Below are 24,677 nucleotides of genomic sequence, written 5' to 3'. Positions count from 1 at the left end.
TCTACTTGTTATTTTTCCTGCGATTTTGTAAATTCCACTATTTTATCCGCTAAATCTTCTGCTTGATGGAGTCCAGATAACGGATCAGAAGCAAAATAATATTCGGCTTCTAAAGGTATTGTTTTATTATTTTTGACAACATCAAGATTTGTCCAAGTTGGAGGGAATTGCCCATCTTTATTAAAGAAATTAATAACGAAGACGTAATCGCCAACATAGTCACCTACTACTTCATAGGAGATATCATAGCGGCCACCGTTAGATTCCTTTGTATCAAAAAGCTCCTGAACTTTTTCTTGTGGTTTTACACCAAGAATTTGATACAGCGCTCGGCCACCTGATACGCTTGTATTCCCTACAACCGTTGCATTTTTTTCAAATACATCAAAAATTGTAAAGGTAGCACCTTCTGGTATCGCATCATTTATTTTTTGTTGTGCATTCGTTACGCGATTTTCAAAATCTTTGACAAATGCGTCTGCTTCTTCCTGTCTTCCTAAAAATTCGCCCATTGCTTTGACCTCATCAGTCGCAGATTTATAGGCTGTATCAGAAAAGACGATAGTCGGTGCAATTTTTTCATATTTTTCAACATCTTCTGGATTCCAAGTAATGATTAAATCTGGCTTTAATTCTAAAATCTTTTCTAATGAAGCATTTCCGTCTGTCCCGATATTCGTAATTTCACCGTCTTTATAGTACGATTTTAAAAATGCTGCATAGTCTAAATTAGCTACTACAGCCCCAACAGGCACAACATCTAATGCAAGTATTTGTCCAAGATACCAGTCTGTCACAATACGTTGCGCTTTAACTGGAATCTCTACTTCGCGCCCACTATCATCCGTAATAGTTCTAGTCTCGGACTCTTCCGTTTTAGGTACACTATCATTATTTTCAGCTGGTTGTTTTGTATCCTCGCCACATGCTGCTAGTAAAACTAACAAACTTAGTAAAAAGGGCGTCTTTATATGTTTAAGCATTTTTTTCATCATGACTTCATTTTCCCCAATCTTAAATCGTTTTGCTTGCGCGAGCTGATTCTTATTGTATTGAAAATGATTCTCATTTGTAATAGTGAATTCGGACATAGCGGCTGTATATTTCAGCCTATAAATACTAGGCGCCATACTTGTCTCCTTTTTAAAGGCCCTACTAAAATAGTATTCATCCTCATATCCAAGAGAGATGGCTATTTGTTTAATGTCATATTGATTGGCAATTAAATATTGTTTCGCACGTTTAATTTTGAGTTGCTGCAAGTAAATTTGTGGCCCTATTCCATAACGAGCCTTAAACACACGTAATAAATGTCGTGTACTAATTTGAAGTGAATCAGCGAGCGTTTGGATTAATAATGGCTCTTGAATATGCTCTTCTAGATATAAACGTGCTAATTCTACCTTATCCATTTCATGTGGCTTCCCCTGCCCTTCAGTAAGCTCTTGAAACATACGATAAATGAGCTCGTAAAAGGATGCTTTGACAAATAAATGGTCATGAATAGAACCTGTCTGCCACTTGATAAACATATCTTGTAACAACGTATGAATCGGAATTGGATTAGCAGGTATACATGAGAACTCCGTTTGAAACGGTTGATATTGCATTTGTAAATGTTGCATAAAAGCATCGTCATAAATGACATCACCTTTATAGTGAATAAGAAAGTAGTTCAAAGGCTTTTTTGATTTTATATGTAGTGTTTGGGACTTTCCAATATGAAATATGCTAAATCGTTGTACATGATAAGGATTCTCTCCAATAACAATTTCCGCTTCCCCAACTGTAATGATTAATAACGAGCTGTATTTCATTACTTCCTTCTTTTGCCCCGAGTTGTTAACTACACATTCCATGTGTTTTACCTTGATATGGGCATTTTCCCATAGGAGCATATAAGCATCGTAATTCATAGCGTTCTCCTCAACTAATAAGACATACCACCATTATATTGATAATGATTCTCAATTTCATTATACTTTTTAGAGAACAAGAAAAAAACACCAATTACTATTAATAGTTATTGGTGTCAGCGTAGAGATAAGCTCACTTCGTTGATTTCCGCTACGGACGGACGCTTTCCGCGGGCACATACGTAAGCCGCAACCCTCGCTAACGCGCGGTCTGTTGCGTCTCACGTTCTGTGCGTTCCCGCAGGAGTCGTCCGCCTTCGCTCCAATCAACTAGTAAAATTGTTTGAGTGCCTGGCACTTCCCGTAGCGGAAATCAACGGAGTCAAATAACAAAATAAAGACACCATTCACTATTACTAGTCAATGGTGTCTACAATTTTAAAGAAGCCCTTTACCTTTAGTGGCTTTTTTCATATCTTCATTTAACTTTTCGAAAAATTCTTCGTTTGATTTTGTAGTGCGCAGCTTTTTCAAGAAACGCTCTGCAAAATCTGGAGCATCGGAAAATGTTTTTCGAATTGCCCATAGTTTCTCAAGTTGTTCTGGTTCAAGAAGTAATTCTTCCTTACGCGTACCTGAACGACGAATATCAAGCGCAGGGAAAATACGACGCTCTGCTAATTGTCGGTCTAGGTGCAACTCTAAGTTACCAGTCCCTTTAAATTCTTCATAGATTACTTCATCCATACGTGATCCTGTATCTACTAAAGCTGTAGCTAAAATTGTTAAGCTACCACCTTCTTCGATATTACGAGCAGAACCGAAGAATCGTTTTGGTCTATGGAAGGCAGCAGGGTCAATACCACCAGAAAGCGTACGTCCGCTCGGTGGAATCACTAAGTTATAAGCACGTGCAAGACGCGTAATAGAGTCCATTAAAATAATAACGTCACGTTTATGTTCTACTAAACGGCGTGCTCGTTCTAATACGATTTCAGCTACCTTCACATGATTTTCTGGTACTTCATCGAATGTAGAACTCACGACATCCGCATTTACAGAACGCTCAATGTCCGTTACTTCCTCAGGGCGCTCATCAATAAGTAAGACGATTAATTCAGCCTCAGGATGATTCGTTGTAATAGCGTTGGCAATTTCTTTAAGTAACGATGTTTTACCAGCCTTTGGCGGCGCAACAATTAAACCACGTTGACCAAATCCTACTGGTGCTACTAAATCCATAATTCGAGTTGATAGATTGCGCTGAGTAGTTTCAAGCTTAATTTGTCGATCAGGATATAATGGCGTTAACGCTGGGAAGTGAACACGTTCTTTTGCTACTTCAGGGTCTTCTCCATTTACAGCATCCACCTGTAGTAGGCCATAGTAGCGTTCATTTTCTTTAGGTGGGCGTACTTTACCAGACACCTTATCCCCATTACGAAGGTCAAAACGACGAATTTGAGAAGCAGAAATATAAATATCTTCTTTACTTGGTGAGTAATTTATTGGACGAAGGAAGCCAAAGCCTTCTTGCGAAACAATCTCAAGTACCCCTTCCATAAAGAAATAACCCTCTTGCTCTGAACGCGTTTTCAAAATAGCGAAAATTAATTCCTTTTTCGTTAGTTTGCTATAATACGAAATTTTGTATTGGCGTGCGAGGGCGTAAAGCTCTTTTAACGTCATGTTTTCTAATTGAGCGATTGTCAATGCAGACATATGCACAACTCCAGTCTTTTTCAAAATATAATGCATGTATTGGGGTAAACATAGAAGTTTAAGTAAAACTATGGGATGGTTTTAATGAAGAAGAAGGTACCTAGTGCAATAAGTTGCACTAGGTATATTTTAGAAGAAAATATTATTAATAGCTAGGTTTTTTATCAAGCGCGTGACGACCTTCTACAAATCGCACAGTACCTGATTTCGCTCGCATAACAACTGAATGTGTTAATGCGTAAGCTCCTTTGTACTGAACACCTTTTAATAGCTCACAATCTGTGACAGCAGTTGCGGCAAAAATCGCATCGTCACCTTTTACTAAGTCATCTAAGTAAAGAACTTTATCTACATCTACGCCCATTTGTTTACAGCGTTCTAACTGTTCTTCGTCCTCTGGCACTAATTTGGCCTGGAAGTCTCCGCCAAGGCATTTTAATGCAACAGCTGAAATAACACCTTCTGGTGCGCCGCCCATTCCAAACATAATGTCGATGCCTGTTTCATCAAATGCCGTGTTAATGGCAGCACCAACATCCCCATCTTGAATAAATTTAATACGTGCTCCCGCTTCACGAATCTCATCTACTATTGCTTGATGACGAGGGCGATCTAATAGAGTAGCTACTACATCAGAAATATCTTTATTTTTTGCTTTTGCTACTTGTAATAAATTATAAGTAACAGAGGCATTAATATCAACTTTTCCTGCCGCTTCTGGTCCTACAGCGATTTTCTCCATGTACATATCTGGTGCATTCAATAGATTACCCTTATCAGCAATAGCTAATACAGTCATGGCACCATTCGTACCTTTTGCTACTATATTTGTACCTTCTAAAGGATCGACTGCTATGTCTACTTGAGGTCCGCCATTACGAAGGCCAAGCTCTTCACCGATATAAAGCATTGGCGCTTCGTCCATTTCACCTTCCCCAATTACTACTGTAGCATGCATTGGAATCGTATCGAACATTGAGCGCATTGCTGTCGTTGCTGCATCATCTGCCTCAATTTTCAAACCGCGACCCATCCATTTCCCGGATGCGATTGCTGCTGCCTCTGTTACTCGTACTACTTCCATCGATAAACTGCGTTCCATTGTTGTTTTGCCTCCCGTTATCGGCATGTTACATTGCGCCGAAACATTCAAATTACCTTTATTGTAACATAATTGGCTCGAAACTTTTACCTCACATTACTCCTTTGCCTCTGCAACACTCACCATAATTGTTTCACGTCGAATATCTGCGCCTAAGTCACGTAATTTTTCAATAAGTGAGCTATAGCCACGTTCAATATGATAGATATCGTGAATTTCAGTTTCCCCTTCTGCTAATAGGCCAGCTAATACTAATGCTGCACCTGCGCGAAGGTCTGTTGCAGTTACACTTGAGCCATGTAGTTTACTTGGACCAGTAATTATCGCAGTATTTCCTTCTACACGTGCGTTGGCATTCATACGACGTAGCTCATCAATATGCTTAAAACGAGCCGTATAAATCGTATCTGTTATTTTTGAAGAACCAAATGCCTGTGTCATTAACACGGAGAGTGGTTGCTGAATATCCGTAGGGAATCCAGGATACACAATCGTCTTAACATCAACCGCTTGCAATGTAGATAGGTCTGTTTTTGGAACAAAAATACTTTCCTCACCTATATCAATTTTGACGCCCATTTCACGAAGCTTTGCAGTAATTGCCTCTAAATGTAGTGGAATAACATTGTCTATAGTAATACCGTCGCCTACTGCTGCTGCCATAATCATAAACGTTGCAGCTTCAATACGGTCTGGAATAATTGTATGCTCCGTACCGTGCAGCTCATCAACACCTTCGATACGAATTACACTTGTACCTGCACCTTTAATATTGGCACCCATATTGGTAAGAAGTGTTGCTACGTCAATTATTTCAGGTTCCTTTGCTGCATTTTCAATAACCGTACGACCCTTTGCACGTACTGCAGCCAACATAATATTGATAGTTGCGCCAACACTTGCGACATCTAAATAAATTTTAGCACCAATTAATTCCTCTGCACGTAAATAAATCGCTCCATGCTCATTTGTAATTTTAGCGCCAAGTGCCTCAAAGCCTTTAATGTGTTGATCAATCGGACGTGGTCCTAAGAAGCAACCACCTGGCAAACCAATGACCGCCTTTTTGAAGCGACCAAGCATTGCCCCCATTAAATAATAAGAGGCACGGAGTTTTTTTACATTACCATTTGGCAAAGGTAGTGCAAGCATATCGGACGGATCAATAATCATTTTGCCATTGTCAAATTGTACTTCTCCACCGATTTCTTCTAACAAGGCTTTTAAAGTCCAAGCATCTGAAATTTCTGGAATCCCTCCAATTGTCACTGGAGAGTTCGCCAAAATTGATGCTGGAATTAAGGCGACTGCACTATTTTTTGCACCACTAACTTTAATTGTACCCTTTAGACGATTTTCGCCTGTAATTTTATAAACATCCATTTTGCGTTCTCCCTCATGATTGGAAAGTAATTTTTGCATGTGACTCACTTTATAATCTTATTATTCACCTTTTCGCTTATTCCAATCCGCTAAAAATCCTTCAATTCCTTTTTCCGTTAATGGATGGTGGAAAAGTTGTTTTAACACTTTAAAAGGAGTTGTTGAAATATGAGCGCCCGCAAGAGCTGCAGCCGTTACGTGTTGAGGGTGACGGATAGAAGCGGCAATAATTTGCGTTTCAATGTTATGGATTGTAAATATGTCTGAAATTGTTTCAATCAGCTCTACACCATTTTGACCAATATCATCTAAACGTCCGATAAATGGTGATACATATGTAGCACCCGCGCGCGCAGCCATTAATGCTTGGTTTGCACTAAAAATTAGTGTTACGTTTGTTTTGATGCCTTTGTTTGCAAAGAAGCGGCAAGCCTCTAAACCTGCTGGCGTCATCGGTAATTTAACGGTGATGTTCGGTGCAATCGCAGCTAATTCTAGACCTTCTTTAATCATCCCTTCAGCATCTAAAGCAATAACTTCTCCACTTACTGAGCCATCTACAAGCTCTGCAATTTCACGTAGTCGATCATGAAAAGAAACATTTTCCTCTTTTGCTACTAATGATGGATTTGTTGTAACACCTGATAAAATACCCCATGCATGTGCTTCTTTAATTTCGTCAAAGTTTGCTGTATCAATAAAAAATTTCATAATATTTCCTCCTAAACCCTATTTATTTATATTTTTAATTTTTTTCAAAAAAAGTTATTATTTCAAAAACAAGAGAAGGTCGATTGCTAGCATCAACACTTCTCTTATTATGTGTATTCATCTTTGCTTTTGTACCATATAAGAAGCTTAATTATGCTTTTTGTGCACTTCCAAATTCACGGATTTTACCGATAACTGTTGATTTAATCGCTTCACGAGCTGGCGCTAAGAATTTACGAGGATCGTAAACTTCTTTATCATTGTTAAGAATTTCGCGAATCACTTTTGTAGCTGCGATTTGATTTTCAGTATTAACGTTAATTTTAGCAGTACCTAATGAAATTGAGCGTTGAATATCTTTTGTTGGAATGCCTGTACCACCATGTAATACTAAAGGAAGATCTGCTAATTTTGAGATTTCCTCCATTTCCTTAAAGCCTAAGTTTGGTTCACCTTTGTAAGGACCATGTACAGAGCCAAGGGCTGGTGCTAGGCAATCGATATCTGTTAATTCAACCATTTTACGGCATTCCTCTGGATCAGCGTACATAATACCACCGATTACGCCATCCTCGTCACCACCAACTGTTCCAAGCTCAGCTTCAACAGACACACCTTTGGCATGTGCATATTCAACTACTTTTGAAGTCGTTGCGATATTTTCTTCGAAAGGATGGTGTGAAGCATCAATCATAACAGAAGTAAATCCTGCATCAATCGCTTCTTTACACTTTTCAAAGCTAGAACCATGGTCAAGATGAATAGCAACCGGAACTGTTATACCGTATGACTCGATTAAACCTTTTACCATGTGTACTACTGAGATAAAACCGCCCATATATTTACCTGCGCCTTCAGATACGCCAAGGATTACAGGTGATTTCTCTTCTTCTGCCGCTTGTAAAATCGCTTGTGTCCATTCAAGGTTGTTGATGTTGAATTGACCAACTGCATAACCTTCTGCCTTTGCTTTAATTAACATCTCTTTCATAGATACTAATGCCATACTAAAAATCCTCCTTTTAGGACTATTCTTTATACATAAATGTGCTATTTAATCATAGCAAAAATATAAGCACCTGAAAAGAAATTTCAGGTGCTTATATTTTAGCACCGATAGCGAAGGGCAACGTAGCGACAGGTGCCTTTTTTCAAGAGCACCTGAAAAGAAATTTCAGGTGCTTTTATTTTCTGCACCGAAAGCGAAGGCAACGTAGCGACAGGTGCCTTTTTTCAAAAGCACCTGAAAAGAAATTTCAGGTGCTTATATTTTCTGCACCGATAGCGAAGGGCAAACGTAACGGCTATTTTATCAACAGCAACTATTAGGGCATATGTAAAAAACAGGCGGTGCTTGCCACTGCCTGTTTCTTATGTGTTCAATGTTTTATTTACTGCATCACGTACTTCAAAAATATCAAATGGCTTAGTAAAGTAACGAATTGCCCCTAAATCCAATGCTTCCTGTACTACATCTAGTTCACCGTAAGCAGTCATCATAAAGACGGGTAGCTGAGGCCATTTCTCTTTTAAACATTTTAAAATCTCTATGCCATCCATGCCAGGAATCTTCATGTCTAGCAATACACAATCCATGGATTCTTCCTCTGCGTAACGTAGTGCTTCAGCGCCATTAGCTGCTAAATATGTAACATAACCTTCTTTTTTCAAAACTTCATTTAATAGCAAACGAATTCCCTGCTGATCATCAACAATTAGTAATCGTTTCACATTGCATTCCGCCCTTTTTGAATTATTATTTTGCACAAAGAAATCTATATTATGTATTATTCTCCTTTTACAGCTTAATACCTTCTAGTATTATAAATTATCTACTTTTGCTTTATGCTTCACACATACATATAATATTGATTGAGGTGGAATCATGTCAAAAATATTAACAACACAGCTGAGCGGATTATTACAAAGAATAACACAAAGCGAAGAAGAATCTATTGAAGAAACAGCACGTTTACTTGCACAAGCAGCAATAGGCGAAGGAAATGTTTACTTTGCTTGTTTTGGCGAAATGCAAGTTGTCGAGTTAAATGCACTTCAAGGTGTTGAGCGTTTCGCTAAGCTACTCCCTTGGACAGAGCATACTGAAGTTAGTGAAGCCGATCGTATTTGTATTTTTACCCGTAGTGCACATGATCTGGAAGCTTTAGCATTAGCAAAAAAATTGAACGAACACTTTATTCCATTTGCAGCCGTAGCTAGTGAAGTAGCAAATGCAGAAAATCCATTAGCCGATTTAGCGTATACATATATTTCTACTCGTATGCGCGGAGGGTTGTTGCCTAACGATTTAGGTGAGCGTATTGTTGTACCACATGCGATTGCTGCCCTATTCATTTATGAAGCTATAAAAATCGCTTATGATGAAATGCTCGGACTTGATGATGAGGAGCTGTAAAGCTTCACTACATTAAAACTAAATCGCTATAACCAAAATCTCTATCGGCACTTTCCTTTTTTCACAAAAAATGTAGCCAAACTCGAAACTACTCAAGTTTGGCTACAATCTGATGGATGTCTCGTCATGACGAGACATCCTTTTTTATTTTATTTAAATGTTGCGCCGATAAAATCACGGAATAATGGTTGTGGACGGTTTGGACGTGACACTAATTCTGGGTGGAATTGACAAGCTACGAAGAAGTTGTTTTCTGGTAGCTCAATAATTTCCACTAATTTTCCGTCTGGGCTTGTACCTGAGAATACAAGACCTGCCGCTTCCATTGCCTCACGGTATTCGTTATTAAATTCATAACGATGACGGTGACGTTCGTACACAAGCTCTTGACCGTAAGCAGCTTTTGCTTTTGAGCCATCTTTTAACTTACATGGGTATAAACCTAAACGTAATGTACCACCAATGTCTACATTATCATTTTGATCTGGAAGGAAATCAATAATAGGATATTGTGTTTCCGAATCAAGCTCTGTGGAATGCGCTCCATTTAAGCCAAGTACGTTACGAGCAAATTCTACTGTTGCTAGTTGCATACCTAAACAAATACCTAAAAACGGCACATTATTTTCACGAGCATACTGAGTTGCTAAAATTTTACCTTCAACGCCACGATCACCGAAGCCGCCTGGTACTAAAATGGCATCAGCATCTTTTAGTAATGATACAACATTGTCTGCATCTACATGCTCTGCGTTAATCCAATCAATTTCGATATCAGAGTTAAACGCATAACCTGCATGTTTTAACGCCTCTACAACTGAAATGTACGCATCTTGTAATTCAACATACTTACCTACTAATGCCACTCTTCGTTTATTTGGTAGGCTCTTCACTTTTGCAACAAGCTCGCGCCATTCTTCCATATCTGCCTCTGGTGCTTCAATGCCGAAATGATCAAGTACGATATCATCGAAATCTTGAGCATGTAGATTTAATGGTACTTCATATAAATGCTCTGCATCACGAGATTCGATAATTTCATGAGGTTGAACGTCACAGAATAATGCTAGTTTTTCTTTCATCTCTTGTGGTACTTCTTGTTCTGTACGCACGACAATAATATTTGGTTGAATTCCTAAAGATCGTAATTCTTTAACAGAATGTTGTGTTGGTTTTGTTTTTAACTCACCAGCAGCTTTAATGTAAGGAATTAACGTACAGTGAACATACATTACATTGTTATGACCTAAATTTGTTTTCATTTGACGAATTGCTTCTAGGAATGGTAGTGATTCAATATCACCTACAGTTCCTCCAACCTCTGTAATAACAACATCTGCATTCGTTTCACGTCCTGCACGTTGGATACGTTCTTTAATTTCATTAGTAATGTGAGGAATTACTTGAACTGTTCCGCCGTTGTAATCACCACGACGTTCTTTTTGTAAAACAGATTGATATACGCGACCAGATGTTACAGTTGAATGTTTGCCTAGGTTAATGTCGATGAAGCGCTCATAGTGACCTAAGTCTAAGTCAGCCTCAGCACCATCATCAGTAACAAATACCTCACCGTGTTGGTACGGACTCATTGTACCTGGGTCAATATTGATATATGGGTCAAATTTTTGAATCGTTACTTCTAACCCACGGTTTTTTAATAAACGTCCTAGAGATGCTGCTACAATCCCTTTTCCAAGTGATGACACAACCCCACCTGTTACAAAAATATACTTTGTCATGAAAAATTCCTCCTTATGTTGTACTGGATCTTGTTAGTAAAAAAAGGATATTGCGTCCATCCATTCTGTCATATCGCTTACTGATTTACCTATTTGCAGGAAGGAAATGTAAACCTATAACACGAATAGTTGGACATGAATAAGAAACATAATGCTTTCCTATCCCTAAAATAAGAAAAGCCGAGAATGCCTACATTTAGAATGTAGTCGATTCGAAGCTGTAATCGTTTCTATATCTTTTTTACTTTTCTAAATTGTTCTTTGTAGTAAAACTTTCATAGCTAGCATGGCAGTAAGCTATCTAATTATGTTCTCCATGAGAAGCTTTACCATATAACTCAGTCACCGATTAATATACATAATGATTAGTTTACCACTTTCGTATTCAAATCATTATTTATTAGCATGGGAGAGCTTGACTGATGATTCATTACATCTCGGCGTAATTACTTCCGAATTTTATTCGAGCCTGGTCGAAAAGCCCCTTTTTAATTCTTAAATATTCGCCTTGACCTTTAACTTGATTCAGCAAGTTAAAAACAAAAAAAACGCCCCTCCTGCATAGGTTTGCAGGGGGAGCGTATTATATACACGGTCTTTCTCCTTTTTTTAAGGAGCCCAAGTAAAAGATTAAACGGAACCGTGTAAGAAGTCAAGAATTTTTAATACAAGTACTGAAGTAAGAAAATTCAAAGCGTAATCGTATTACACTTCTTCCTCTTCTTCTTCATCGAACTCTTCTTCCTCTTCTTCAATGAAATCTTCATCAATTTCATCCTCGATGTCTTCAATATCTTCTTCGTCGTCGAAGTCAATATCTTCTTTTTCATCCTCGATTTCTTCATCTTCTTCAACAAACTCTTCATAATCTTCGTCGAAGTCAATGTCATCTTCTTCTAAATCTTCTTCTAATTCATCGTCTTCATCAAGTGTAGCTTTAGATTTTTTCTTATGCGTTTTCACTGATGGAGCTGTTTCTTCTTCGATTTGTTCTACTTTGAACCATTCGCGTAAGCCCCAACCAGTTTCTTGATTAAATAAGAAACGTCCATCAACATTCATATCAGTGTAGAATTGTAGTAGGCGTGATTTAATATCTTCATCACTATAACCAACAAGCTCTTTAATAATTGTAAGCAGGTCATTAAATGACACTGAAGCACGTTTTTCAGTTAAAATTGCATAAGCTAAGTTAATTAACGATTCTTCCGCTAATTGTTCCTTTGTCATTTCACGAAAATTCAATTCGTGCACTTCCTTCCTCTCATCACAATGGACGTTTTAAAATTATATAGTGCTTTATTTTCGGAGCGCAGCTAAAAAAGACCGCACAAAAGTAACTTTCCATACCATAAGCATAATACCCATTATATACAATGTTTTAGTCTCTTTGCTAGCTTCAATTACTGTTTTTTATATTACACATTTTTTTTATCCCTAGAAAAAATAAATAAATCGATAATAACAATAAAGGAATAGCGCCAATTTGCTTATTATACAGGAAAATTACTCCCAATACTAAAGCTAAAACAATAATGTAGTGAATTATTGATTTCATCCTCTACTGCGCCCCCTCTTTTTTACATTTCTATTATAGCGAAAATGAAAAGAAGTGCCTAATCGTATGACTAGACACTTTTAAATACAGCAGCATGTCGGATTTACTAGCATTTACATTCCACAAATTAGCAAATTAGCACCGATTTGTTTTACATGTTGCGACGGAACTGCCCACCAACTTCATATAAAGCCTTTGTTATTTGTCCTAGACTCGCTACTTTAACAGTTTCCATTAGTTCTTCGAAAATATTCCCATTGTTTACAGCTACCTCTTGTAGGCGAGCAATAGCTGCTTCTGTTTGTCCTTCATGTTGTTGCCAGAACGATTGTAAATTACGAATTTGCGTTTCTTTTTCTTCTGAAGATGCACGTGCAATTTCCATATTATCGATTGCATCATCTGTAGGCGGATTCGGGTTTAAGTACGTATTTACGCCGATGATTGGTAATTCTCCCGAATGCTTTAACATTTCATAATGCATCGATTCTTCTTGAATTTTTCCACGTTGATATTGTGTTTCCATAGCGCCTAGCACGCCACCGCGATCATTAATACGATCAAACTCTTCAAGCACAGCTTCCTCTACTAAATCTGTTAATTCTTCAACGATAAATGCCCCTTGTAATGGGTTTTCATTTTTCGCTAAACCATGCTCTTTCGTAATAATCATTTGAATTGCCATAGCTCGACGTACAGATTCCTCAGTAGGCGTAGTAATTGCTTCATCATATGCATTTGTATGCAATGAATTACAGTTATCTTGCAATGCCATAAGTGCCTGTAATGTTGTGCGAATATCATTAAAGTCAATTTCTTGTGCATGCAAGCTGCGACCAGAAGTTTGGATATGATATTTTAGCTTTTGTGCACGTTCATTTGCACCGTATTTATTGCGCATGACAACTGCCCAAATACGTCGTGCCACACGACCTATTACTGTATATTCAGGATCTAATCCGTTGGAGAAGAAGAATGATAGATTTGGTGCGAAATCATCTATATTCATACCACGACTTAAATAGTATTCAACATACGTAAAGCCATTTGCGAGTGTAAACGCTAGCTGGGAAATTGGATTAGCTCCAGCTTCCGCAATATGATAGCCCGAAATGGAAACAGAGTAGTAGTTACGCACTTTTTTGTCGATAAAATACTGCTGAATATCGCCCATCATTCTGAGAGCAAATTCCGTAGAGAAAATACATGTATTTTGCCCTTGATCTTCTTTTAAAATATCTGCCTGCACAGTACCACGCACAACTTGTAATGTTTTCGCGCGTGTCTCTGTAAATTCTTCGACTGTCAAAGGTCTACCAAGTTCTGCTTCACGCAGCTTTACTTGCTGATCAATCGCTGTGTTCATAAACATCGCTAAAATTATTGGCGCAGGTCCATTAATGGTCATAGAAACAGAAGTAGAAGGAGCACAAAGATCAAAACCAGCATAGAGCTTCTTCATATCTTCAAGTGTACAAATCGAAACACCTGATTCTCCAACTTTCCCGTAAATATCTGGACGGTAATCAGGGTCCTCACCGTACAATGTAACCGAGTCAAATGCAGTTGATAAACGCTTAGCATCATCGTCTTTCGATAAATAATGGAAACGTTTATTTGTTCTTTCTGGTGTACCCTCGCCAGCAAATTGTCGTTTTGGATCTTCACCTTCACGTTTAAACTGGAACACACCTGCAGTATACGGGAATTCACCTGGTACATTTTCACGATACACCCAGCGTAAAATTTCTCCATAATCAACAAACTTCGGTAGGGCTACTTTCGGTATTTTTGTCCCTGAAAGACTCGTTGTTTTTAAAATTGTACGAATCTCCTTATCGCGCACCTTCGTTACAAATTCATCACCAGCATACGCTTCTTTTAAGGCTTGCCAATTATCTAAAATACGCTTTGACTCTGCTGTTAATTCATCACGGACACCATTCGCTAAAGATGTAAGCGATGCGACAAGTGCATCATCTGGTGCCTTTTCTTTCACTGCCTCGATTGCACCCTCTAGTTGGAATAAACGACGGGCAAAGGCAACTTGTTGTTCTGTTTTTTTATGGTAGCCACGCACTGTATCTGTTATTTCACGTAAATAATAACGGCGATCATTCGGAATAATAACATCCTGTTTTTGCGTTTTAGCAAATTGCTCATAGCCTGTTTCCCAATTGCTACCTGTTTTTTGGTTAATAATATGAACTAATGCAGCAAATAAAGCATTCGTTCCTTTATCATTAAATTGACTAGCTATCGTCCCGTAAACAGGCATTTTATCAATTGGTTCATCCCAAAGCTCGCGTGAACGTTGGTATTGCTTTTGCACCTGACGTAGCGCATCTTCTGAGCCTTTTCGTTCGAACTTATTAATGGCAATAACATCTGCAAAATCAATCATATCGATTTTCTCAAGCTGTGTCGGTGCACCAAATTCACTTGTCATAACATACATGGACAAGTCTGTGAAATTTGTAATTTCTGCATCCCCTTGACCAATTCCGCTTGTTTCAACGATGATTAAATCATAACCAGCTACGCGCACGACATCTAACACATCACCAATAGAAGCGGAGAGCTCTGTACGAGAACCACGCGTCGCCAAACTTCGCATATAAACTCGGTTATTGAAAATGGCATTCATTCGAATACGATCTCCTAGTAATGCTCCACCTGTTTTTTGCTTTGTTGGATCGACCGATAAAATCGCTACACGTTTTTCTGGGAATTCTTTCAAGAAACGACGAATAAGCTCGTCTGTTAAAGAAGATTTACCAGCGCCACCTGTCCCTGTAATACCTAAAATTGGTGTACCTTTTGAACGTTTGCGTGCTTCCTCTAACATTTTTTTCGTATCTTCATCATCATTCGATTCAGCTGCAGTTATTAAGTTCGCCAATAATTCTGGTGTCTCTGTCGTTAAAGCATTCAGCTTTTCTAGATAGTCACCTGTTGCAGTTGGAAAATCAGTGCCTTTAATTTGCTCATTAATCATGCCTTGTAGCCCTAGAACACGGCCATCTTCAGGTGAGAAAATGCCCGCAATACCATAAGCATGTAATTCCTTAATTTCACGTGGCAAAATAACACCACCACCACCGCCGTATATTTTAATATGCGGTGCCCCTTTTTCGCGCAATAAATCAAACATATATTTAAAGTATTCCATATGGCCACCTTGATAAGAAGATAACGCAATACCTTGAGCGTCTTCTTGAATCGCAGCATTAACGACTTCTTCTACAGAGCGATTATGGCCTAGATGGATAACTTCCACACCGCTCGATTGTAAAATACGTCGCATAATATTGACCGAAGCATCATGTCCATCAAAAAGACTTGATGCTGTTACAAAACGTACGTGATTTTTTGGACGATACACTTCTACCTTTGTCATATGAAACCCCCACTTTCTCCCCTTAATAAATCTTTTCACTGATGTTTGAAGCTAATTCGCTTGATACAAACACTTTCCGCAGGCAAGCAACGAGCTGCTTCCGCTTCACTTATGTTCATAATTTTTCAGCTATTATGAGCTCTCTGCCATACAAAATCATGAAAAAAAATCGGTAATTGCAATGTCGCATTATGCAATTACCGACGAACCCCTTTGGAACTTATTAAAACCCCTTAATGCCTGAAATGAACAATGTTGTTTGCATTTCGATATACTCGTCGAGTGAATGTTGACGATGCAGCGCCCATTTACGGAACGCCCAGCTTTGTCCTTGAACAACTAAATTATTTGCTGCCAAATGAATTTGCTTATCAGTCATCGTTAGTTCCCCTGACTGCACACAGCGTTGCAACAGCCTTTCAAAAGTGGCAACCATCTCAAACTCTTTACCGAAAACATAGCGCTGTGCTTCTTTGGACAATGATTTCGTTTCTTGATACATAATTGTTAATTCATCAACCATGCTATCAATTTGTAAGAAATACTCCCGAATCATTTCTTTTAATTCTTCTATCGTACCTGCTTTTATTTCATAGCTTGATAGTCGCTCCATCGCATGGTGGTAGATGCTATCACAAACAAGGTAAAGTACATCTTCTTTCGTACGAATATATTCATATAATGTACCAATACTAAAACCTGCTGCTTTTGCAATCTCTCTTGTTGTCGCTCGATGAAAGCCTTTTTCTTTAAATAGCTTAATAGCACCTTGAATCATTTGTTCTCGGCGGATGGCAATGAGATTTTCGTCTTTCACGGTTGACTGGACTTGGGGCCTTTTGTTTTTTTCTGTCATAAATTATTTCGTCAACATACGTGAGATAACAAGACGTTGAATTTCTTGTGTACCTTCGTAAATCTGTGTAATTTTTGCATCACGCATATAACGTTCTACTGGATAATCTTTCGTATAACCATAACCACCAAAGACTTGAACCGCCTCCGTTGTGACGCTCATTGCTGTATCACCAGCCATTAACTTAGCCATTGCCGATGCTTTACCATATGGAAGACCATTCGTCTCTAACCAAGCAGCTTGGTAAGTAAGCAGACGAGATGCTTCAATTTGTGTTGCCATATCAGCTAATTTAAAGGAAACACCTTGGTTTGCTGTAATTGGCTTACCGAATTGTACACGCTCTTTTGCATAGTCAACCGCAGCATCTAATGCACCTTGTGCAATTCCCACCGCTTGTGCCGCAATACCGTTACGTCCACCATCAAGTGTTGTCATTGCAATTTTAAAACCTTCTCCTTCAGCCCCAAGTAGGTTTTCTTTTGGTACACGGCAATTATCGAAAATAATTTCTGTCGTTGGTGATGAACGAATTCCTAGTTTTTTCTCCTTCTTCCCAACAGAGAAGCCTTCAAAGCCCGCTTCAACGATAAAAGCAGAAGTACCGTTTTTCGCTTCTGGATCCGTTACGGCAAATACGATATATGTATCTGCTACTCCACCATTTGTAATAAAAATCTTTGAGCCATTTATTATATAATCATCGCCATCACGTTTTGCATAAGTTTTCATACCGCCTGCATCCGATCCAGATCCTGGCTCTGTTAAGCCATAAGCACCGATATGCTTGCCCTCTGCCATTGGTCGAAGATATTTTTGTTTTTGTTCTTCATTACCAAATTTAAATAGTGGCCAACCAGCAAGAGATGTATGCGCAGATAATGTTACGCCTGTAGAAGCACACACACGCGATAATTCTTCAACAGCTATCACATAGGCAAGATAGTCAAAACCTGCACCACCGTATTCTTCAGGCCATGGAATCCCTGTTAAGCCTAACTCAGCCATTTTGTCGAAAATCGCACGATCAAATTCCTCATTTTCATCGCGTTCCGCTGCTGTTGGTGCTACCTCGTTTAAAGCAAAGTCGCGAATCATTTCACGTAATTGTTCATGTTCTTCTGTTAATTGAAAGTTCATTGTCCATTTCCCCTTTAATTTTAATGAATTTCATCTAAGACATCATTGGATTCCTTGTGGATGTGTGAGCATTTAACATACTCTTTACAATGGTGCTAAATCTATTAAACTAAATGTTTACTAATAACGAGTTTTTGTATTTCACTTGTACCTTCATAAATTTCCGTTACTTTGGCATCACGGAAAAAACGTTCTACTGGATAATCCTCGGTGTAACCGTAGCCTCCAAAAATTTGTACAGCTTCAATCGCTGTTTGTACGGCTGTGCTTGAAGCGAAGAGCTTAGCCATCGACGCTTCTGCTCCGCACGCTAAACCTTTCGCACGTAAATCAGCTGCTCGATACACAAGCAGTTTTGCCGCTTCAACAGCAGTCGCCATATCGGCAAGCTTAAAGCCAACTCCTTGTTGTGCTGAAATCGGTTTACCAAATTGCACACGCTCTTTGGCATAGTTGGTTGCCGCTTCAAGCGCCGCTTCCGCAATACCTAAAGCTTGTGCCGCGATTCCTATCCGTCCAACATCCAAATTAGCCATTGCTATTTTGAAGCCTTCCCCTTCCTCCCCAAGAAGGTTTCCAGCTGGAATTCGGCAGTTATCAAATGTTAATTGGACTGTACGTGAACCGTGTAGGCCCATTTTATGTTCATCCTTACCAATAATTAAGCCTGGCGTACCCTTTTCAACAATGAATGCTGAGATACCACGTGTTTTTTCAGCTTGATTGGTTGAGGCAAAAACGATATAAACATCCGCTTCGCCTCCATTGGTAATAAATACTTTTGAGCCGTTAATAACATATACATCACCATCACGCACTGCTTTAGATTGAAGTGAGCCTGCATCTGAACCCGCGCCTGGCTCCGTTAAACAAAATGCGCCTAAATATTCACCAGCTGCTAACTTCGGAACATATCGCTTTTTCTGCTCATCATTACCAAAATAAATAATAGGATTCGTCCCTACTGAAGTATGTACGGATAATATAACACCCATTACCGCACTCACTTTCGATAATTCATTGATAGCGATGATGTATGATGTAAAATCCATTGCAGAGCCACCAAGTTCTTCTGGTGTTGTAATCCCCATTAAACCTAGCTCACCCATCTGTTGCAGGAGTTCTCGCGGAAACTCTCCTGCCTCCATACGCTCTACCCACGGTGCAATCTTCTCTTGTGAGAAACTTCGCACCATATCACGCATCATTAACTGCTCATCTGTAAATTGTAAATGCATCTATAATGTCACCCCTCTATGCTGTCACGTAGCATTACATTTTAATTTGCTTTAGCATTCATCGCTGAATCAAGCTATAGTCCTCAGCATTACGCCGAGGTGTAATTTATCCGAATCTTCCCATCCCCATAGGATTATTCGTAAACGTAAAAGCCTCTTCCTGATTTTTTACCAAGCCAGCCTGCTGCTACATATTTCCTTAATAAAGGGCAAGGTCTATACTTACTATCGCCTAAGCCTTCATGTAAAATTTCCATAATTGATAAACATGTATCTAAACCGATAAAGTCTGCTAATGTTAAAGGTCCCATCGGATGATTCATGCCTAGTTTCATCACATCATCGATGGCTTCTTTCGTTGCAACCCCTTCATACAACGCATAGATTGCTTCATTGATCATTGGCAGTAAAATACGGTTTGCAATAAAGCCTGGGAAGTCATTTACTTCCACTGGTGTTTTCGCCAGCTGCACAGTCATTGCTTCGACAGCTTTGTACACTTCGTCAGCAGTAGCTAAACCTCTAATAATTTCGACAAGTTTCATAACAGGCACTGGGTTCATAAAGTGCATGCCAATTACGTGCTCTGGTCTGTTAGTAACAGCTGCAATTTCTGTAATTGGCAATGATGATGTATTTGTCGCAAGAATGGCATGTGCAGGTGCAATTGCATCTAATTGCTTAAAAATAGATTGCTTTACTTCCATATTTTCCACTGCTGCCTCGATAATCATATCTACATCACTAGCATCCTTTAAATCTAGTGACATCTTGATACGGCCTAAAATCGCTGTTTTTTCATCTTCTGTTTTACGGCCTTTTTCGACATCACGCGTTAAGTTTTTTGTAATAACGCCTAAACCACGCTCAAAGAACGGTTGTTTAATATCATTCAATAACACATCAAAGCCTGCCTGTGCACAAACTTGTGCAATCCCTGAGCCCATTTGCCCAGCACCAATCACCATTACCTTCTGGATTCCCATCATTCATGTCCCCTTTGTTTTGGTACTTCAATCATGATTGCATCGCCTTGCCCTCCACCAGAGCAGATTGCCGCAACACCGATTCCCCCACCACGACGCTTTAGCTCATGTGCTAGTGTTAATATAATGCGTGCACCAGAAGCCCCTATAGGATGGCCAAGTGCTACAGCACCACCATTAACATTCACTTTTTCTGCATCTAGGTCGGCAAGCTGTTTGCTAATAAGCGCCACTGCTGCAAAGGCTTCATTGATTTCAATGACATCTATATCAGCTAATGTTTTCCCCGTCTTTTTTAGCAGGCTATTCATAACGAGACCTGGTGTTTGCGGGAAATTTTCTGGCTCAATTGAAATTTCCGCATGCCCAATAATTACGGCAAGTGGTTCCCTACCTTCACGCATTGCACGCTCTTCACTCATTACAACAAGTGCACATGCCCCATCATTGACGCCAGGAGCATTACCAGCTGTAATTGAACCATCCTTTTCAAAAGCTGGTTTAAGCTTAGCAAGCACTTCCTGTGTAGTTCCTGGTCTTGGTGCTTCATCAGTATCTACTACAAGTGGCTCACCTTTACGCTGTGCAATTTGCACAGGCACAATTTCCTCAGCAAAATAGCCTTGGTCGATTGCCGCAAGGGCGCGTTCATGACTGCGAACAGCCCAAGCGTCCTGTTCTTGACGACTTAGCGAAAATTCTATTGCAGCTTTATTGCCATAGCTTCCCATTGGTGGTCTTGCCTCATTGAAGGCACAAGTTAACCCGTCATAAAGCATTCCATCGACCATTGTTGAATCGCCCATACGGAGACCCGTTCGACCATTAAGAAGATAGTAAGGTGCGTTTGACATAGACTCCATACCGCCAGCGACAATCACTTCCTCGTCCCCTAAACGAATTAGCTGATCGGCTAACGTTACAGCGCGCATCCCCGACGCACAAACTTTATTAATCGTCTCTGTTTTGACTGCTACAGGCAAATCTGCTTTTAGAGCAGCCTGTCTTGACGGTATTTGTCCTTGCCCACCTTGTAAAACAGTACCTAAAATCACTTCATCCACTGCATCTGGTGCTATATTTGCTTTTTCAAGTGCACCTTTAATGGCGAATGCACCTAAATCACTTGCGTTAAGTGCGGACAGTGATCCAGCAAATTTACCAAATGCCGTTCTTGCTCCTGCTAAAATTACAGCTCTATTCAAGTAAAACACCCCTTTTGTTTTACGTTTCTCGATGAAGCATCAAAGCAATCTCCATTGACTGAACGCTCGCTCGACTCTTCCCGATAAAAAAATGGGAGTTATTAAGCAACTCCCATTTCTAATTAATCTTATTCTACAAAACAATTAATTATTGTGCAATTTATATTTTTCAGATAAAGAAAATATTTCTACAATAATTATTATTTCTCTGCGTTTAACTCCTCATTCTTGTTTGGTTCCTGAGTTTCCACTGAAGCTACTACTTCTTCTAGCACCTCTGCTGTTACTTCTTCGTCACTCTCTGTAACAGCTTTTACTTTTTCACCAAACACAGAGCGCTCTAATAATTCTGCAACATCGAACGTACTAATTGTATCTTCAACCTCTTTCGCTTTCGTGCCATCTTCTAACATCGTTAAGCAGTACGGACATCCTGAAGATATTACAGAAGCGTTCGTTGCTAAAGCTTGCTCTGTTCGTGCAACGTTAATGCGATTGCCGACATGCTCTTCCATCCACATTAAGCCACCGCCTGCGCCACAGCACATTGCCGTTTCACGATTACGTTCCATTTCTACAAGCTTGACGCCTGGAATGCCGCGTAAAATTTCACGTGGTGCATCATACACATCATTATAACGACCTAAATAACAAGAATCGTGGAATACAATTGTTTCATCCACTTCATGATTTAGAACTAAACGATTTTCCTCTATCAATTCATTCAGTAATTCAGTATGATGATAAACCTCGCCTTTCCAACCAAAATCTTGATATTCATTTTTAAAGATATTGTATGCATGTGGATCAATCGTTACAATTTTCTTCACATCATTTTTCTCAAATTCATCGATATTTGCTGTCGCTAGTTCTTGGAATAAAAACTCATTTCCTAAACGACGTGGTGTATCTCCAGAGTTTTTCTCTTTATTTCCTAAAATAGCAAACTTCACGCCCGCTTCGTTTAATAGACGACAGAACGCTAGGGCAATTTTTTGTGAACGATTATCAAATGCACCCATAGAGCCTACCCAGAATAGGTACTCCATTTCTTCGCCCGATTTTTTCAATTCTTTCACAGTTGGAATATTAATAGTTGGATCTAGGTCGCGCCAATTTTCTTTTTCTTTTCGGTTTAGACCCCAAGGATTCCCTTGACGTTCTATGTTCGTCATTGCACGTTGGGCATCAGAATTTACTTTCCCTTCCGTCATTGTTAAGTAACGACGTAGGTCAATGATTTTATCGACATGCTCATTCATAACTGGGCATTGGTCCTCACAGTTACGGCAAGTTGTACATGCCCAAATCTCTTCCTCTGTAATAACGTCACCGATTAAAGAAGGACTATAAATATCCTCAATTACTGCCCCTTCAGCACCTGCTGCCATTGCAAGCTGATTGCCCTTTGTATTCGCAAAAAATTGATATGGCACCCAAGGTTTTTGCTTTGTTACCACCGCACCTGTGAATGTTAAATGATCACGAAGCTTAACGATTAAATCCATCGGTGAAAGCATTTTCCCAGTACCTGTTGCAGGACACATATTTGTACAACGCCCACACTCTACACAAGAATACAAATCAAGCATTTGCTTTTGTGTAAAATCTTGAATACGTCCAACACCAATAGATGGGATGTCTTCTTCATTTTCAGCATTTTCACCCGCTTCTTCAAGCGCCTCGAAGTCTATTGGTGTCAAAGTACCAGTGCGATCTAAACGATTCATGTACACATTAATTGGGCTGACAATCAAGTGGAAGTGCTTTGATTGAGGCACATAAATTAAAAATGTAAGTAAAATTAATAAATGGGCCCACCATGAAATATAGAAAATCGTCGCTGCTGCCGTTGCTGGTAAAAAGCTAAAAATTGCTGCAATGCTAGAAGCAATAGGCTCAGTATAAGTTAAACCTTCATCATGCCAAATAAGGCCCATACCGTTTGCAAGTAATGTTGAAAGCATTAAGCCTCCAATAAAAATTAAGACAAGACCATTTTTCCAGCCTCGTTTTAAACGTACTAGTTTTTCTACATAGCGGCGATAAAACGCCCATACTACCGCTACTAATATCATTAATACTACTAGCTCTTGGAAGAAAGTGAATACGCTATAGAACATGCCAAGTGGTAAATGCGACCCTGGAGCTAACCCCTTCCAAATTAAATCGATAGCTCCTAACTGAACCATCAAGAAGCCGTAAAAGAACATAACGTGAATTAAACCACTTTTAGGATCCTTTAATAGCTTATTTTGACCAAACACATTCACCATTAAATAACGAATACGTTCTTGGACACTTTCATCAAACTCAACCTTTTTCCCCAGTTGTACGAATTTATAGCGTGTTTTTAACAGATAGATAAATAACCCTACTGCATAAAGCACAACCACGATTGTTAGAACAATGTTTGCAATAACTAATGGACTCATGGTTGGTCCCCCCTTTTAGTTTGTCGTAAATTTTCTCTCTTTGTGTTAAATTTTCTAGCTCATACGTAAATGTATGACATTCCACCACTATATTCACATTCTAATAAATGAGTGAGCATTCAGTCAACATAAAACAAAAATATTTCTGATAATTTTATATTCTTACATTTTATAAGACAAAAAGCTACCCTGAATTTTCCTTCAAAGTAGCTTTTTTGTATTTTATTTTATCGTAACTACCTTTTTTTCGTACAATTACTAACGTTCTCTGTAAAAAGGTCATTATAAAATATTTTTTAAAAAGTAAGATTATTCTAGCTCTTTAGCTCTAGACACGTATTACCGCTGTTCTTGCCTTATTTTTTAAACACTTTCCCACTACGAATATATTCAATATCAGGTAAATTTAAACGAGCATTCACAACACGTGCAGCAGCAAATAAATAATCTGACAAACGGTTTAAATATTTTTGCACAATAGTCGGTACATCTTGCACTTCTTTCATAAGCGTTACCATTTGACGCTCTGCGCGGCGGGCAACAGTTCGCGCAATGTGTAAAGTTGCAGCTGCAGGAGCTCCTCCTGGTAATATGAATCGCTCTAATGGTGGCGCTTCATCAGATAATGCATCAATACGTGCCTCCAATACTTCAATCGGCGCTTCAGCAAGCTTATAATGACGCTCCTTCATAACATTGGCCAAGTCACCACCTGCATCAAAAAGCTCATGTTGAATTGTTTCTAAATCAACTAAAATGTCTTTAAATAATTCGCGATCTAATTCGCTCACTGCCTTGCCGATAAAAGAATTTAATTCATCAATTGCCCCGTATGTTTCAACACGTAAACTATCCTTGTCTACACGCCCTCCAATTAAGCTTGTTTTCCCCGTATCGCCTGTTTTCGTGTAAAGTTTCATCCCACTT

Annotated in this window: 18 protein-coding genes; 1 reads left to right on the top strand and 17 read right to left on the bottom strand. The window is 39.1% G+C overall.

Annotated features, from left to right (window positions below; all coding sequences use genetic code 11):
• Window positions 1-8: 8 nt before the first annotated feature.
• The 7 genes from ACIQ1H_RS15305 to ACIQ1H_RS15275 all read right to left on the bottom strand — a co-directional run bounded on the left by ACIQ1H_RS15305 (window position 9) and on the right by ACIQ1H_RS15275 (window position 8,505).
• A complete protein-coding gene (locus ACIQ1H_RS15305; protein ID WP_402889860.1) occupies window positions 9-1,916 on the bottom strand; it encodes an AraC family transcriptional regulator in 1,908 nt (635 codons plus the stop codon).
• Window positions 1,917-2,294: 378 nt separating this feature from the next.
• Window positions 2,295-3,578: a transcription termination factor Rho gene (rho, locus tag ACIQ1H_RS15300; RefSeq protein WP_173478629.1), complete on the bottom strand. Its 1,284-nt coding sequence runs from the start codon at window positions 3,576-3,578 to the stop codon at window positions 2,295-2,297.
• Between the two features lie 145 nt (window positions 3,579-3,723).
• The gene (glpX, locus tag ACIQ1H_RS15295; protein ID WP_173478630.1) at window positions 3,724-4,680 is read right to left on the bottom strand and encodes a class II fructose-bisphosphatase; all 957 of its coding nucleotides are present in this window, start codon (window positions 4,678-4,680) and stop codon (window positions 3,724-3,726) included.
• A 96-nt stretch (window positions 4,681-4,776) separates the two neighbouring features.
• On the bottom strand, window positions 4,777-6,063 hold the full coding sequence (locus ACIQ1H_RS15290) for a UDP-N-acetylglucosamine 1-carboxyvinyltransferase (RefSeq protein WP_402889858.1): 1,287 nt from the start codon (window positions 6,061-6,063) through the stop codon (window positions 4,777-4,779).
• A 60-nt stretch (window positions 6,064-6,123) separates the two neighbouring features.
• Window positions 6,124-6,774, bottom strand: coding sequence for a fructose-6-phosphate aldolase (fsa, locus tag ACIQ1H_RS15285; RefSeq protein ID WP_024362882.1), 651 nt, complete (start codon window positions 6,772-6,774; stop codon window positions 6,124-6,126).
• Window positions 6,775-6,925: 151 nt separating this feature from the next.
• On the bottom strand, window positions 6,926-7,780 hold the full coding sequence (locus tag ACIQ1H_RS15280; protein WP_402889856.1) for a class II fructose-bisphosphate aldolase: 855 nt from the start codon (window positions 7,778-7,780) through the stop codon (window positions 6,926-6,928).
• 365 nt (window positions 7,781-8,145) lie between these two features.
• Window positions 8,146-8,505, bottom strand: a complete 360-nt coding sequence (locus tag ACIQ1H_RS15275) for a response regulator (protein WP_173478632.1) — start codon at window positions 8,503-8,505, stop codon at window positions 8,146-8,148.
• Window positions 8,506-8,659: 154 nt separating this feature from the next.
• Here ACIQ1H_RS15275 and ACIQ1H_RS15270 point away from each other — a divergent pair, with 154 nt between their 5' ends.
• A complete protein-coding gene (locus ACIQ1H_RS15270) occupies window positions 8,660-9,190 on the top strand; it encodes a DUF2529 family protein (protein ID WP_402889853.1) in 531 nt (176 codons plus the stop codon).
• A gap of 149 nt (window positions 9,191-9,339) precedes the next feature.
• Here the strand turns inward: ACIQ1H_RS15270 and ACIQ1H_RS15265 are convergent, their stop codons facing one another.
• The 10 genes from ACIQ1H_RS15265 to ACIQ1H_RS15220 all read right to left on the bottom strand — a co-directional run bounded on the left by ACIQ1H_RS15265 (window position 9,340) and on the right by ACIQ1H_RS15220 (window position 24,670).
• Window positions 9,340-10,932 carry a CTP synthase gene (locus ACIQ1H_RS15265; RefSeq protein ID WP_173478634.1) on the bottom strand — a complete coding sequence of 531 codons (1,593 nt, stop codon included), beginning with the start codon at window positions 10,930-10,932 and terminating at the stop codon, window positions 9,340-9,342.
• Between the two features lie 705 nt (window positions 10,933-11,637).
• Window positions 11,638-12,177: a DNA-directed RNA polymerase subunit delta gene (gene rpoE, locus ACIQ1H_RS15260; protein WP_402889851.1), complete on the bottom strand. Its 540-nt coding sequence runs from the start codon at window positions 12,175-12,177 to the stop codon at window positions 11,638-11,640.
• Between the two features lie 464 nt (window positions 12,178-12,641).
• The gene (icmF, locus tag ACIQ1H_RS15255) at window positions 12,642-15,890 is read right to left on the bottom strand and encodes a fused isobutyryl-CoA mutase/GTPase IcmF (RefSeq protein ID WP_402889849.1); all 3,249 of its coding nucleotides are present in this window, start codon (window positions 15,888-15,890) and stop codon (window positions 12,642-12,644) included.
• A gap of 223 nt (window positions 15,891-16,113) precedes the next feature.
• Window positions 16,114-16,746, bottom strand: a complete 633-nt coding sequence (locus tag ACIQ1H_RS15250) for a TetR/AcrR family transcriptional regulator (RefSeq protein ID WP_173478637.1) — start codon at window positions 16,744-16,746, stop codon at window positions 16,114-16,116.
• 3 nt (window positions 16,747-16,749) lie between these two features.
• Window positions 16,750-17,886 carry an acyl-CoA dehydrogenase gene (locus ACIQ1H_RS15245; RefSeq protein ID WP_173478638.1) on the bottom strand — a complete coding sequence of 379 codons (1,137 nt, stop codon included), beginning with the start codon at window positions 17,884-17,886 and terminating at the stop codon, window positions 16,750-16,752.
• 104 nt (window positions 17,887-17,990) lie between these two features.
• Window positions 17,991-19,124 carry an acyl-CoA dehydrogenase gene (locus tag ACIQ1H_RS15240; protein ID WP_402889847.1) on the bottom strand — a complete coding sequence of 378 codons (1,134 nt, stop codon included), beginning with the start codon at window positions 19,122-19,124 and terminating at the stop codon, window positions 17,991-17,993.
• A 134-nt stretch (window positions 19,125-19,258) separates the two neighbouring features.
• A complete protein-coding gene (locus ACIQ1H_RS15235) occupies window positions 19,259-20,110 on the bottom strand; it encodes a 3-hydroxybutyryl-CoA dehydrogenase (RefSeq protein WP_402889845.1) in 852 nt (283 codons plus the stop codon).
• The gene (locus tag ACIQ1H_RS15230; protein ID WP_402889843.1) at window positions 20,110-21,315 is read right to left on the bottom strand and encodes an acetyl-CoA C-acetyltransferase; all 1,206 of its coding nucleotides are present in this window, start codon (window positions 21,313-21,315) and stop codon (window positions 20,110-20,112) included. The genes ACIQ1H_RS15235 and ACIQ1H_RS15230 overlap by 1 nt, the downstream gene beginning before the upstream one ends.
• A gap of 200 nt (window positions 21,316-21,515) precedes the next feature.
• The gene (locus tag ACIQ1H_RS15225) at window positions 21,516-23,750 is read right to left on the bottom strand and encodes a (Fe-S)-binding protein (protein ID WP_402889841.1); all 2,235 of its coding nucleotides are present in this window, start codon (window positions 23,748-23,750) and stop codon (window positions 21,516-21,518) included.
• 356 nt (window positions 23,751-24,106) lie between these two features.
• Window positions 24,107-24,670, bottom strand: coding sequence for a cob(I)yrinic acid a,c-diamide adenosyltransferase (locus tag ACIQ1H_RS15220; RefSeq protein WP_139860146.1), 564 nt, complete (start codon window positions 24,668-24,670; stop codon window positions 24,107-24,109).
• Window positions 24,671-24,677: the final 7 nt, after the last annotated feature.

The sequence above is a fragment of the Lysinibacillus sp. NPDC097279 genome, assembly GCF_044761745.1.
In the GTDB taxonomy this organism is placed as follows: domain Bacteria; phylum Bacillota; class Bacilli; order Bacillales_A; family Planococcaceae; genus Lysinibacillus.
Note: the sequence above shows the minus strand (reverse complement) of the source record. Positions and strands in the feature narration are given on the sequence as shown.